Annotated in this window: 11 protein-coding genes; 7 read left to right on the top strand and 4 right to left on the bottom strand. The window is 72.5% G+C overall.

From position 1 onward, the window contains the following. Positions 1-41: 41 nt before the first annotated feature. Together BLV02_RS26665 and BLV02_RS26670 are read right to left on the bottom strand one after the other, a co-directional pair. Positions 42-977 carry a carbohydrate ABC transporter permease gene (locus tag BLV02_RS26665; protein WP_069108831.1) on the bottom strand — a complete coding sequence of 312 codons (936 nt, stop codon included), beginning with the start codon at positions 975-977 and terminating at the stop codon, positions 42-44. Next, positions 974-2,224, bottom strand: a complete 1,251-nt coding sequence (locus BLV02_RS26670; RefSeq protein ID WP_069108830.1) for an extracellular solute-binding protein — start codon at positions 2,222-2,224, stop codon at positions 974-976. Before BLV02_RS26670 ends, BLV02_RS26665 begins: the two co-directional genes overlap by 4 nt. Positions 2,225-2,465: 241 nt before the next feature. Between BLV02_RS26670 and BLV02_RS26675 the strand changes: the two genes are divergently transcribed. From BLV02_RS26675 to BLV02_RS26705, 7 genes are all read left to right on the top strand, one after another. Further along, positions 2,466-3,359 (top strand): SIS domain-containing protein, encoded by an 894-nt coding sequence (locus BLV02_RS26675; protein WP_069108829.1) that lies wholly within the window; start codon positions 2,466-2,468, stop codon positions 3,357-3,359. A 1-nt stretch (position 3,360) separates the two neighbouring features. Continuing rightward, a complete protein-coding gene (locus BLV02_RS26680; protein WP_069108828.1) occupies positions 3,361-4,269 on the top strand; it encodes an ROK family protein in 909 nt (302 codons plus the stop codon). Continuing rightward, positions 4,266-5,189 (top strand): 1-phosphofructokinase family hexose kinase, encoded by a 924-nt coding sequence (locus BLV02_RS26685; protein ID WP_069108827.1) that lies wholly within the window; start codon positions 4,266-4,268, stop codon positions 5,187-5,189. Before BLV02_RS26680 ends, BLV02_RS26685 begins: the two co-directional genes overlap by 4 nt. After that, complete coding sequence (locus BLV02_RS26690) at positions 5,186-6,025, top strand: class II fructose-bisphosphate aldolase (protein WP_069108826.1); 840 nt, start codon at positions 5,186-5,188, stop codon at positions 6,023-6,025. Before BLV02_RS26685 ends, BLV02_RS26690 begins: the two co-directional genes overlap by 4 nt. A 79-nt stretch (positions 6,026-6,104) precedes the next feature. Continuing rightward, positions 6,105-9,236: an alpha-N-acetylglucosaminidase gene (locus BLV02_RS26695; RefSeq protein WP_216093922.1), complete on the top strand. Its 3,132-nt coding sequence runs from the start codon at positions 6,105-6,107 to the stop codon at positions 9,234-9,236. Positions 9,237-9,286: 50 nt separating this feature from the next. After that, on the top strand, positions 9,287-10,747 hold the full coding sequence (locus BLV02_RS26700) for a Gfo/Idh/MocA family protein (RefSeq protein ID WP_069108825.1): 1,461 nt from the start codon (positions 9,287-9,289) through the stop codon (positions 10,745-10,747). A gap of 109 nt (positions 10,748-10,856) precedes the next feature. Beyond that, positions 10,857-11,477, top strand: coding sequence for an HD domain-containing protein (locus BLV02_RS26705; protein WP_069108824.1), 621 nt, complete (start codon positions 10,857-10,859; stop codon positions 11,475-11,477). Here BLV02_RS26705 and BLV02_RS26710 read toward each other — a convergent pair. Both BLV02_RS26710 and BLV02_RS26715 read right to left on the bottom strand, forming a co-directional pair. Continuing rightward, complete coding sequence (locus tag BLV02_RS26710) at positions 11,441-11,914, bottom strand: NUDIX domain-containing protein (protein ID WP_216093921.1); 474 nt, start codon at positions 11,912-11,914, stop codon at positions 11,441-11,443. The two genes, BLV02_RS26705 and BLV02_RS26710, sit on opposite strands and share 37 nt — an antisense overlap. Before the next feature lie 2 nt (positions 11,915-11,916). Continuing rightward, the gene (locus BLV02_RS26715) at positions 11,917-12,675 is read right to left on the bottom strand and encodes a DUF5919 domain-containing protein (protein ID WP_069108822.1); all 759 of its coding nucleotides are present in this window, start codon (positions 12,673-12,675) and stop codon (positions 11,917-11,919) included. Positions 12,676-12,710 lie beyond the last annotated feature (35 nt).

Consider the following 12,710-nt stretch of genomic DNA (forward strand, 5'->3'; position numbering starts at 1 on the left):
GCGCTGTGCGGGCCTCGGGTGCGGACGGCGGCGGCCACGGCTCAGTCCTCCCTCATCGGCTTGACGACCTTCAGGTACACGAGGATCACGGCGAGCACGATGAGGAAGTTGACGATGCTCAGCGCGCTGGCGGTGTCGATCTGCCGGTCGGCCCGGATGAACTTGAAGATCAGCGTGGTCGTGGTGTCGGCGTTGTAGCCGGGGATCGACCCGGTGATGACCTGCAGGATCGGCAGTGAGTTGAACACGTTGATGATGTTGATGATGGTGGCGACGGCGAGCGCGGGACGCAGCAGCGGCAGGATGATCCGCCGGTACGTCGCCCACGGCCCGGCGCCGTCCATGGCCGCGGCCTCGCGCACGTCCGACGGGATCGTCTGCAACCCGGCCAGCAGCGTGTACGTGGTGAACGGCAGCGACACGAACACCGCGATGCCCATGGCCGTCAGGAACGCCGGGACCGCGTTGCGGGTGAACCCGTACGGCTGGTCCAGCAGCCCGACGTCGACGAGGAACGCGTTGATGATGCCGTAGAACGGGTCCAGCCCGTAGTAGACGACGGTGGTGGTCATGACGACGCTGGCCGCCCACGGGATGATGATCGCGAGCCGGACGAAGCGCCGTCCCGGGAACGCCTTGTCCAGGAACTGCGCCAGCCCCAGCGACAGCAGCACCGTCACCACCACCACGCCGACCACCCAGACGACGGTGTTCAGCAGCACCCGCGGCAGCGCGGTGAACTCCAGCAGCCGCGAGTAGTTGTCCAGCCCGGCCGGCCCGTTGTCGATGCCGAACTGGCTCAGGTCGCGAAACGACGTCCACGCCATGTAGCCGGCCGGGAAGAACACCACGCCGGCGACGAGCAGCAGCGTCGGCCCGAGCCAGGGCAGGGCGCGGGCCGTCGCGGCCCAGCGGGAGCGGCCGCCCCGCGCCCGGTCGGAGGACCGGGTCGCGGGGCGGGTCGCGGTGGTCGTCATGCGTTGTCGGCGCTGGCCTGGATCTGCTGCAGCACGGACGCGGCGTCCTGGGTCTGGATCTGGCCGACCAGGCTCTGCAGCGCGCCCTGCGTGGCCGCCCACGCCTCGTTGGTGCTCGGGTAGAACTGCGCGTCGGGCAGCAGCGCGAGGAAGTCGGCGAAGCGCTCCGCGTTGGCGGTGCCCTCGGCGCCGGACTTCGTGGTGGGCAGGAAGCCCTCGGTGTCGACGAAGCTCAGGTACACGTCGGTGCTGAAGAAGTGGTCGAGGAAGGCCGTGATGGCCTCCTGCTTGTCGTCGTCGTTGCGGAACGCCATCAGGTGGTCGGCCACGCCGAGCGTCACCGGCGAGCCGTCCTGCGTGGGCACCGGAGCGATGCCGTAGTTGAGCTCCGGGTTGCGCTCCTCGATCTGCCCGATGGTCGGCGGCAGGCCGACGGCCATCGCGATGCTGCCCTGGATGAACACGTCGAGCATCGGGGTGCGGTCGGTGGCGCCCGGGTCGGGCTGGGTGGCGCCGGCGTCGATCAGCTGCTTCATGAACTCGACGGCAGCGAGGTTCTCCGGGGTGTCGACGGTGATGGCGTCGCCGTCGGTCCACGTCCCGCCGCCGCCGAAGGTCCAGATCGACGTCTCGGCCTGCGCCTCCTCGCTGCCCAGCGGCATGCCGTAGCCGAATACGCCGGTGCCCAGCCCGGCGATGGCGGTGCCGGCGGCCAGGAGGTCGTCCCAGGTGGCCGGCGGCTCGGTGATGCCGGCCTGGGCGAGCACGTCCTCGTTGTAGAACAGCGCCCGCGCCGACGCGATCATCGGCAGGCCGTAGACGGTGCCGTCGAGGGAGGCGTTCTCGACGAACGACTCCTGGAAGTCGCCGAAGGTGTCCTCGGAGACGACCTCGTCGGCCGCGTACAGCAGGTCGTCCTTGGCGAAGCCGCTGAACGCGTCGATGTTCAGGATGTCGGGCGCCTCACCGGCCTGCACCTTGGTGCGGATGACGTCGTTGATGTTGTCCCACGACTGCACCTCGAGGTTCACGGTGACGTCGGGGTTCGCGTCCTCGAACGAGGCGATGATCTCTTCCCACAGCGCCGTGGTGCCGTCGCTGTACTGGGGGACGAGCAGGTCGAGCGTGGTCGAGCCGCCGCTCGCGGACCCGCCGCCACCGCCGTCGTCGTCACCACCGAACCCGCACGCCGTGAGCACCAGGCCCGCCGCCACCGCCGTCGCCGTCAACGACACCAGTCGTCTCATGTCCCGCCCTCCAGGTCCGCTCACTGCGATGATTGTTTGTATGCGTTTCATGCACGTTTCGCGCACAATCTGTCGATGCGGGTACCCATCGTGGCGGCCGGGAGAAACGCTGTCAACAGGTCGTGACTGGACCGCAACCTTGATCGTATGTGACGGGGCACGACTGAGTCTGCTCGATTAGTGGATGATTCGATCGATATGATGCAGACGATCCGGGCCGCGCGAGAGGGGACACACATCGATGAGCGAACACGTCAGGGCGGAGATCGCCAGTCAGCCGGCCTGCTGGGTCCGCGCCGCCGACCTGCTCGACGACGCCGGCCGGGCGCTCCCGGCGGCGGGTGAGCGGGTCGCCGTCGTGGGCTGCGGCACGTCGTGGTTCGTGGCCATGGCCTACGCGGCGCTGCGCGAGCAGGCCGGGCTGGGTGAGACCGACGCGTTCGCCGCGTCCGAGGCGCCGACCGGCCGCGGCTACGACAGCGTCGTCGCCATCACCCGGTCGGGCACGACGACCGAGGTGCTCGACCTGCTGGCGACGGTCGCCGCCAGGCCCGGCGCGCCGCGCACCGTGGCGCTGACCGCCACCGCCGGCTCACCGGTGACCGAGGCGGCCGGGCAGTCGGTCGTGCTCGACTTCGCCGACGAGCGCGCGGTCGTGCAGACCCGGTTCGCCACCAGCACGCTGGCGCTGCTGCGTGCGCACCTCGGCGACGACCTCGGGCCGGTGGCCGCTGACGCGGAGAAGGCGCTGGCCGAGCCGCTCGACGACCTCGTCGGGGCCGAGCAGGCGACGTTCGTCGGACGCGGCTGGACCGTCGGGCTGGCGCACGAGGCGGCGCTGAAGCTGCGCGAGTCGGCGCAGTTCTGGGCCGAGGCGTACCCCGCCATGGACTACCGCCACGGCCCCATCTCCATCGCCCAGCCGGGGCGGCTGGTGTGGTCGTTCGGGCCGCCGCCGGACGGGCTGGCCGACGAGGTCGCCGCCACCGGCGCGACGTTCGTCACCAGCGAGCTCGATCCGCTGGCGCAGCTGGTGGTGGCGCAGCGGCTCGCGGTCGCGCTGGCCGAGGCGCGCGGTCTCGACGCCGACCGGCCGCGGCACCTCACCCGCTCCGTCGTGCTGCCGGGCGGCTGAGATGACGGGCTCCGGCGCCGGGCCGGTGGTCGCCGTCGACGTCGGCGGCACCTCGATCAAGGCCGGTGTGCTCGGCGCCTCCGGCCGGCTGTCCGACGTCGACCGCACCGCCACGCCGGCGGCCGGGTCCGACGGCGCGGCGGTGCTGGACGCCGTCGAGGCGATCGTCCGGCGCCTCGCCGGCGGCGCGCGGCCGGCCGCCGTGGGCGTCGTCGTGCCGGGCATCGTCGACGACGCCACCGGGGTCGCGGTGCACGCCGAGAACCTCGGCTGGGCGGACGTGCCGCTGCGCGACCTGCTGGCGAAGCGGCTGGGCTGTCCGGTCGCGGTCGGCCACGACGTGCGGGCGGGCGGGTTGGCCGAGCACCGGGCCGGCGCGCTGCGCGGGGCGTCGGACGGCGTGTTCCTGCCGGTCGGGACGGGCATCGCGGCGGCGCTGATCCTCGACGGCCGGGTGTACGCGGCCGACGGCTACGCCGGCGAGATCGGCCACGTGTCCGTCGGACACGACCTGCCGTGCGCGTGCGGCGGGCGCGGCTGCCTCGAGGCCATCGCGTCGGCCGCCGCCGTGGCCCGCCGCTACGCCGCCGCCACCGGCACCACCGTCGCCGGCAGCCGCGACGTCGCCGACCTGGTCCGCCGCGGCGACCCCGCCGCCGTCGCCGTCTGGGACGACGCGCTGGACGCGCTGGCCTACGGGCTGTCGATGCTCACCGGCCTGCTGGCGCCGTCGGTGGTGGCGATCGGCGGCGGGCTGGGGGAGTCGGCCGACCTCGTGCTGCGTCCGCTGGCCGGCCGGCTGGCCGCGCGGCTGACCTTCCAGCGTCCGCCCCGCATCGTCGCCGCGGAACTGGGTGACCGGGCCGGGTGCGTCGGCGCCGGACTGCTGGCGCGGGAGCTGGTCGCGTGACCCGGGTCGTCTGCGTCACGCCGAACCCGGCGGTCGACGTGACGTACCGGGTGCCGGTGGTCGAGCCCGGCGCCAGTCACCGCGTCGCCGACGTGCTGGAACGGCCCGGCGGCAAGGGCGTCAACGTCGCCCGGGTGCTGCAGGCGCTCGGCGTCCCCGCGGACGTGGTCGCGCCGCTGGGCGGGCCGGGCGGGCACTGGCTGGCCGGCGCGCTGGCCGAGGGCGGGCTCGCGGTGCGGGCGGTCCCCGTCGCCGCCGCGACCCGCCGCACCGTCACCGTCGTCGACGACTCCGGTGCGGCCACCGCGTTCAACGAGCCCGGCCGCCCGCTGTCCGCCGCGGAGTGGGCCTCCGTCGTCGCGGCCGTGACCGAGGAAGTGCGCGGCGCGGACGCGCTGGTGGTGTCCGGCAGCCTGCCCGCCGGCGCGCCGGACGACCTGCTGCCGCGGCTCATCTCGGCCGCTCGTGCCGCCGGCGTCCCCGCCGTCGCCGACACTTCCGGGCCGGCCCTGCTGTCCGCGGCCGGGGCCGGCCCGGCGCTGCTCAAGCCCAACGCCGAGGAACTGGCCGCCGCCGTCCCCGGGCTCGAACCCGCCGACGCCGCCCGGCGGCTGCTCGCGCTCGGCGCCGGCCACGTGGTCGTCTCGCAGGGCGCCGACGGCCTGCTCGGGCTGACGGGCGACGGCGCGGCCTGGCGGGTCGCGGCGGTCCCCGGCGTCGGCGGCAACCCGACCGGCGCCGGCGACGCCACCGTCGCCGCGCTGGTCCGCGGCCTGGTCACCGGTGCGCCTTGGCCCGACGTCCTCGCCGATGCCGCCGCGCTGGGGGCGGCGGCGGTGCTCGAAGCGGCCGCCGGCGAGGTCGACCTCGCCGCCTACGCACGGTTCCTGCCCACGTTGAACACGGAGCGACTCGCATGACGCTGACCCCGATGCCCACCCTCCTCGCCGCGGCCGCCGCCCGCTCCGGCGGCGTCGGCGCGTTCAACGTGATCCTGCTCGAGCACGCCGAAGGGCTGGTCGCCGGCGCGGAACAGGCCGGCGCGCCCGTCGTGCTGCAGATCAGCGAGAACTGCGTGCGCTACCACGGCGCCCTGGCCCCGATCGCCGCCGCGACGCTGGCCGTCGCCGAGGCCGCGGCCGTCCCCGTCGTCGTGCACCTGGACCACGCCGAGAACCCCGAGCTCGTCCACGAGGCGGTGCGGCTCGGCGTCGGCAGCGTCATGTTCGACGCGTCGAAGCTGCCGTACGACGACAACGTCGCCGCCACGCGCGCCGTCGTCGAGCACTGCCACGCCCACGGCGTCGCCGTCGAGGCCGAGCTGGGCGAGGTGGGCGGCAAGGACGGCGTGCACGCGCCCGGCGCGCGCACCGACCCCGCCGAGGCGGCCGCGTTCGCCGCCGCGACCGGCGTCGACGCCCTCGCCGTCGCCGTCGGCACCTCGCACGCCATGCGCACCCGCGACGCCGTCGTCGACCACGAGCTGATCGCGAAGCTGCGCGCCGCGGTGCCCGTCCCGCTGGTGCTGCACGGCTCGTCGGGCGTGCCCGACGCCGAGCTGACCAGGGCGGTCGAGGCGGGGATGACGAAGGTGAACATCTCCACCCACCTCAACGCGGTGTTCACCGGTGCGGTCCGGGATCGGCTGGCCGGTGACCCGGACCTGGTCGACCCGCGCCGCTACGTCGCCGCCGGGCGGGAGGCGCTGGCGGCCGAGACGGCCCGGCTGCTGGGGGTGCTGCGGGCCGGCCGATGACCGGACGGCCCTTGGCATAGTGCGTGAATCTGGCTATTCTCCGGGCAATTCGATCACAATCGATCGCTAGGGGTAGCCGATGGCCCTCCGTCCAGCCCGCTTCGTGGTCATCCTCGCTCTGGTTGCGGCGGCGTTCCCGGCCGCGGCCGTGCCGTCGTCGGGCACCGAGCCGGAGGGGTACCGGGCCGCGGACTGGAGCGTGCGGCCGGCCGTCGAGGCGGCCCGGCGGCTGCTGCCCGACCACGCCCGCCGCATCCGGTTCGTCGCCGAGCAGCCCGGACCGGACGGCGCCGACCACTACCGCGTCGGCGCCCGCAACGGCCGGGTCGAGATCGGCGGCACCAGCCCGGCGGTGCTGCTGACCGGCCTGAACGCCTACCTCGGCGAGGTCGCCGACGCGAACGTCTCGTGGACCGGTGAGCAGCTGGACCTGCCCGCCCGGCTGCCGCTGCCCGGCGACGAGATCGTCCGCCCGGCCACCGTCACGCACCGGTTCGCGCTCAACGACACCGACGACGGCTACACCGGGCCGTACCGCGACTGGGCCGACTGGGAGCGGCTGATCGACGTGCTCGCGCTGCACGGTGTCAACGAGGTGTTCGTGCCGGTCGGCGCCGAGGCGGTGTACTACGACACGTTCCAGCGCTTCGGCTACACCGCCGACGAGCTGCGCGGCTGGATCCCGCCGCCGGCGCACCAGCCGTGGTGGCTGTTGCAGAACATGTGCTGCTTCCCGAGCCCGGTCTCGGCGGCGCTGATCGAGGAGCGGGCCGAGCTGGGCCGGCGCATCGCCGACCGGCTGCGCGACCTGGGCATGACGCCGGTGCTGCCGGGCTACTTCGGGACGGTGCCGGCCGGCTTCGCGGCGCGCAACCCGGGCGCGAACGTGGTGCCGCAGGGCGACTGGGTCGGGTTCGAGCGGCCCGGCTGGCTCGACCCCACCGGCGCACACTTCCCGCAGGTCGCGGCGGAGTTCTACCGCAGCTCGCGGGCCCGGTTCGGCGACTCCGCGATGTACAAGATGGACCTGCTGCACGAGGGCGGCGTCGCCGGCGACGTCGACGTGGCCGCGGCCAGCGTCGCGGTCGAGGACGCGCTGCAGGCGGCGCGGCCGGGCGCGATCTGGGCGATCCTCGGCTGGCAGAACAACCCGCGGCCCGAGACGCTGGCCGCCGTCGACCGGTCGAAGATGCTGATCGTCGACGGGCTGTCCGACCGCTACGACGGGCTGGACCGCGACGCGTCGTGGCAGGGCACGCCGTACGCGTTCGGGTCGATCTGGAACTTCGGCGGGCACACCACGATGGGCGCCAACGCCGGCGTCTGGAACGAGCGGTTCTTCGACTGGCGCGACCGTGCGGGGAGCGCCCTCGACGGCATCGCCGTGCTGCCCGAGGCGGGCGCCAGCAACCCCGCCGCCCTCGACCTGCTGACGTCGCTGGCCTGGCGCGACAGGCCGGTCGACCTCGACGCGTGGTTCGCGGACTGGGCCGACCGGCGCTACGGCGGGCCGTCGCCGTCCGCGCGGGCGGCGTGGCAGACGCTCGGCCGCACGGCGTACGCGATGCCGTCGGGCACCTGGTCGGAGGCGCAGGACGGGCTGTTCGGCGCCGAGCCCAGCCTCACCGCCGACCGTGCCGCCGAGTGGTCGCCGGCCGCCCTGCGGTACGACGCGGCGGCGTTCGCGGCCGCGCTGCCGGCGCTGCTGGACGTGCCGCCGGCGCTGCGGTCGTCGTCGGCGTACGCGTACGACCTCGCCGACGTCGCGCGGCAGGCGGTGGCGAACCGCAGCCGGCTGCTGCTGCCTTCGGTGCGGGCCGCGTACGAGTCCGGTGACCTCGCCGCGTTCCGCGAGCTGGCCGACGAGTGGATGACGCTGCTGGCGCTGGTCGACGAGGTCGCGGCCACCAACCCGGACTGGCTGCTCGGCCGCTGGCTGGCCGACGCGCGGTCGTGGGGCGCCGACGCGGCCGAGGCGGACCGGCTGGAGCACGACGCGCGGACGCTGCTGTCGGTCTGGGGGACGCGATCCGGCGCACAGGCCGGGCTGACGGACTACGCCAATCGCGAGTGGTCCGGCCTGGTGTCGACGTACTACGCGCCGCGCTGGCGGGCGTACTTCTCCTCGCTGGAGGCGGCGCTGGTCTCGGGCACCGCGCCGGCGCCGATCGACTGGTACGCCGTCGGCGCGGCGTGGGCCGCACGCACCGACCCGCTGCCGGTGACGCCGTCGGGGGACGTGCACGAGGTGGCCGGGCGGGTGCTGGAGCACCTGACGGACCACCCGCTCGCGCTGGCCGCGTCGTCGTCGGCGTCGCGGCCCGTGGTGACGCCGTCGGAGCCGGCCCGGGTGGTCGTCACGGTGACGAACCCGAACGAGTTCGCCACCGCGGCGAACGTCGCCGTCGAGGTCGTGACGCCGGCCGGCATGACCGCGACCCCGGTGGGCGACGTCCCGCCGCTGCCACCCGGCGGGTCGGCGCGGCTGGAGGTGGACGTCGCCCTGACGGCGCCGCCGGACGACCTGGTCGTACGCCTGCCGGTGCGGGTGACGGCGGACGGCGTGCCCGCGGGCGGTGCGTCGGCCGGGTCGGTGCGGCTGCTCACGGACGACACCGTCGAGGCGCCGTACGCGTCGGTGTCGTTCAACGACGCGACCTTCGGGCAGCAGGGCGACCGGTTCGCGATCGTCGGCGGTGGCGGCGACCTGTGGGGCGGCACGAACGAGTTCGGCGCCGTCTACCGCGACGGCGCACTGGCCGACGGCGGCTCCGTCAGCGCGACCGTCGTCGCGCAGGATCCGACCTGGCCGTGGGCCCGGGCCGGCCTGATCGCCCGCGACGACCTCGCCGTCCAGGGAACGGCCGGGTACGCCAACATCGCCGTCACGCCCGGCAACGGCTGCGTCTTCTCCTGGGACGCGAACGGGGACGGCCGGCTGGACTCGACCCGTCAGGCGCCGTCGTTCACCGTGCCCGTGCACCTGCGCCTGACCCGGCGCGGCTCGACGTTCGCCGGCGAGTGCAGCGCCGACGGCGTCACGTGGACGGAGGTCGGCTCCGCGGCGCTGCCCGCCGCTGCCGCCGTCGACGCCGGGGTGTTCATGAGCGCCGTGAACGTGGTCAGCGGCGCCACCGGGCTCGCCGAGTTCGACGGGTTCCGGATCGAGCCGGTTTCACCCCTTGCGGGCGGTTCCGGCTCTGCTCGATAATGCTCGTTACTCGATTGAAAAGTGCAGTTTCGATCAGAGGAGTGATTCGCGTGGCCCTTCCGCACAGGTATCGACCCTCCCGCCGCGACGTCATCAGGACCGGTGCCGCCCTGGGCGCGGCCGCCGGGCTCGGTGGTGCCGCCACCGGCGCGGCCGCCGCCGCAGACGTCGCCGACGACACCCGCCGTGAGCCACCGCGCATCAAGGGGCGCGAGCGGTCCATGGCCGAAGTGCCGTTCGAGGGCTTCGAGCAGGTCCGTGTGGGCCTCATCGGAGTCGGCCAGCGCGGCGGCGGCCAGGACGTCCGCTGGGGCGCCGTCTCGACCGTCACCGCCGTCTGCGACATCCGGCCGGACCGCGTCAGCCGCACCATCGGGCGCATCATGGCCCAGGGCTTCCAGGACGTCGAACCGGTCGGCTACTCCAACGGCGAGGAGGACTTCCTCAACCTCGTCAAGCGCGACGACATCGACCTCATCTACGTCGCGACCCCCTGGGAGTGGCACTACCCGCAGGCCAAGGCCGCCATGGAGCACGGCAAGCACGTCGCCGTCGAGCTGCCGATCTCGCCCCACCTCGACGAGATCTGGGACCTCGTGCGCACGTCGGAGCGCACCGGCAAGCACTGCATGCTGCTGGAGAACGTCAACTACTTCCGGCCCGAGCTGCGGATGTTCAACATGGCCAAGGCCGGCGTGTTCGGCGAGCTGCAGCACGCGTCCGGCGGGTACGTGCACGACCTGCGCTGGCCGTACTTCTTCGGCGGCGCGTACTACCCGGAGTACTGGCGGCGGCACTGGCAGACCCGGATGAACGCGCTGCACTACCCGATGCACGGCCTCGGCCCGGTCTCGGCCGCCCTGGACATCAACCGCGGCGACCGCTTCTCCGAACTGGTCGCCGTCTCGTCGCCGCCGATGAACCTCGCTCTGTTCCGCGAGAACGACCCCCGGGTCGGCCCCGACCACTCCTCGTGGGACGACGACGAGTACATCTCCGGCGACCGCCACACCGCGCTGATCAAGACCGTGAACGGCCGCATGATCCGGGTCGAGCACGACGTCAACTCGCCGCACCCGTACAGCCGCGAGACCACCCTCACCGGCAGCGGCGGGGTCGTCGAACTGGACAACGCGCGCATCTACCTGGAGTCGCTCGGGCACGACAACCACGCCTGGCGCACCGGCAACGCGTACAACACGATCATGGCCGAGCACGACCACTGGCTCTGGCCGGCCCTCGAGGACCTCGCCGACCAGTACGGCGGCCACGGCGGCGGCGACTTCATCGCGATCTTCCGCCTGGTGCAGCTCATGCGCCTCGGCATGACCCCCGACATCGACGTCTACGACTCGGCCGCCTGGTGCTCGGTCGTCCCCCTCAGCCACGACTCGATGAAGGGCGGCCGCATCAAGTCCGTCAAGGTGCCCGACTTCACCCGCGGCTACTGGGAGGACCCGCGGCCCACCTTCGACCGCGAACGGCCCGAAGACCCCTGGCTGGACGGCTGACCGTCCGCTCGGACCGGTGGCGGGGTGGGCGGGATGCCGGTCCCGCCCACCCCGCCACTGTCGATTCTCAGCCGGGTGTGTGCCTACGCGCGAGTCGTAGTCTCGAGGAGTGCCCATCATCGACGACGCACGTGTCCTTGCGCAGGAGCTTCTGGCAGACGAGTGGCCGAGGCGTTGGCGGCACGTTGTGGCGGTGGCAGAGCGCGCGGAGTCGCTCGCGGAGTCGCTTGCGGCGACGACGCGCGACGATCGCCGAGCCCTCGTCGGTGCGGCGTGGCTGCATGACATCGGGTACTCGGCGGCCCTGGCCGACACCGGGTTCCACCCGCTGGACGGCGCGCGACACCTTCGACGCATCGGTTTCGACCCTCGAGTGACGGCCCTCGTCGCCCACCACTCGTGTGCAGAGGCCGAGGCCAAGCTCCGCGGACTCGGTGCGGAGCTCAGGAGCGAGTTCCCCCGTGAACGCACGATCGTCGCCGATGCCCTCTGCATGTGCGATTTCACGACGGGCCCGGACGGCGAGCCGTTGTCGGTCACCGAGCGGCTCGACGAGATTCGGGCCCGCTACGGCGACGGTCATGTGGTGACCAGATTCAGTGAGATCGCCGAGGGTGACCTACGCGCGGCCGTCGCCCGCGTGACGACCCACCCGGACGCCGTGGCGGCTGCCGTGAAAAAGACGATCGAGGTTCAGCCGATGTACGGTCGGTCCCGGCCTTCGAGATAGTGATCGATACGCTGGCGCATGGAGGGGTGCATGGCGTAGTGATGCAGGCTGCCCGCGCCGACCCAGCGCACCTCCGATGATTCCGAGCTTGGTGTCGGCTCCCCTCCTACAGCCCGTGCGCGGAAGACGATCGAGAATTCCTGGCGGATCTCTCCGTTGCTGGTGTACTGGAGAACGTGGCCTGGGTTCGTGTAGATCCCCACGAGTCCCGTGATCTCGCAGGTGATACCGGTCTCCTCTCTGACCTCACGTACGGCGGTTTCGCCGATCCGTTCTCCGATGTCCATCGCGCCGCCTGGCAGCGACCAGTTGCCGTTGTCCGTGCGACGAATCAGCAGGATCTCCCCCGGATCGTTGACCACGACGGCATTCGCCGAGGGCACGAGGCTGTTCGCCGGCGGCGCAGCTGGATCGTCCAGATAGTCGATGCGCTTCAACCTCATGCTCCTACCTGCTGTTCCTCCACCGGTGCTGCTCCGGCCCAGACCCGGTCGAAGCTGTTCAGGTAGTGATCGAATACGCGTCCGCCGGGTGTGCGGCGCAGGTGGAGGACCGGGTTGTGGGGTGCTGGCGACCCGTACATGTGAACGTTGGCCAGCAACTCGTCGTCGAATCGATAGATCGAGTTGTACAAGATGGTCTGGTGAAAGCGGATCTCCACACCGGGCTCATGACGTAGCTCTCGCAAATAACTCAAGCTGATACGGATCCTTGCCGGCAACCCTTCACCGATACCCTCCTCGTGACCGCGTTGCCTGACGGCCTCTGACGACGGGTCACCGAACAGCAGGCGAACCCTGGCCCCGTCGTTGGCTCTCTCGGCGATCACTCGCGGCAGGTCCGGATTCGCGTCCATGAGGAACAGGCCGGCGTAGACGAGCATGTCGAAGCCGTCCTGTACGTCACGCAACAACGTGGTCCACAGGTACTGAGGTACCGCGCCCCGATGCGGAAAGAACTCGACGAACTCGGTATCACCCGCCGATCGGACCCTGGACTCATCGGCGATCGACGGCCAGAGATAGTCCTCATCCGATTCGAGCAGCGTCGAAGTGGCCTGGCGGTGTCGTCGATGCGGCACGCGGTCGGTGGTGATCCAGCGTTCGACGGTTTTCGGGTCGACCCCGACCTGCATTGCGAGATCGTCGAGCGTCAGGCCGGCTGCGGTGATACGGCTGCGCAAACGCTCGTTGGGCATGCGGGCACTCCGTTGACGGGACGTTCCATCGTAGT

Source organism: Jiangella alba, assembly GCF_900106035.1.
GTDB lineage: Bacteria > Actinomycetota > Actinomycetes > Jiangellales > Jiangellaceae > Jiangella > Jiangella alba.

Excerpts from the sequence above, each read along its gene's own strand:
- BLV02_RS26665 (WP_069108831.1), bottom strand. The coding sequence starts at position 977 with ATGACGACCACCGCGACCCGCCCCGCGACCCGGTCCTCCGACCGGGCG.
- BLV02_RS26670 (WP_069108830.1), bottom strand. The coding sequence starts at position 2,224 with ATGAGACGACTGGTGTCGTTGACGGCGACGGCGGTGGCGGCGGGCCTG.
- BLV02_RS26675 (WP_069108829.1), top strand. The coding sequence starts at position 2,466 with ATGAGCGAACACGTCAGGGCGGAGATCGCCAGTCAGCCGGCCTGCTGG.
- BLV02_RS26680 (WP_069108828.1), top strand. The coding sequence starts at position 3,361 with ATGACGGGCTCCGGCGCCGGGCCGGTGGTCGCCGTCGACGTCGGCGGC.
- BLV02_RS26690 (WP_069108826.1), top strand. The coding sequence starts at position 5,186 with ATGACGCTGACCCCGATGCCCACCCTCCTCGCCGCGGCCGCCGCCCGC.
- BLV02_RS26695 (WP_216093922.1), top strand. The coding sequence starts at position 6,105 with ATGGCCCTCCGTCCAGCCCGCTTCGTGGTCATCCTCGCTCTGGTTGCG.
- BLV02_RS26715 (WP_069108822.1), bottom strand. The coding sequence starts at position 12,675 with ATGCCCAACGAGCGTTTGCGCAGCCGTATCACCGCAGCCGGCCTGACG.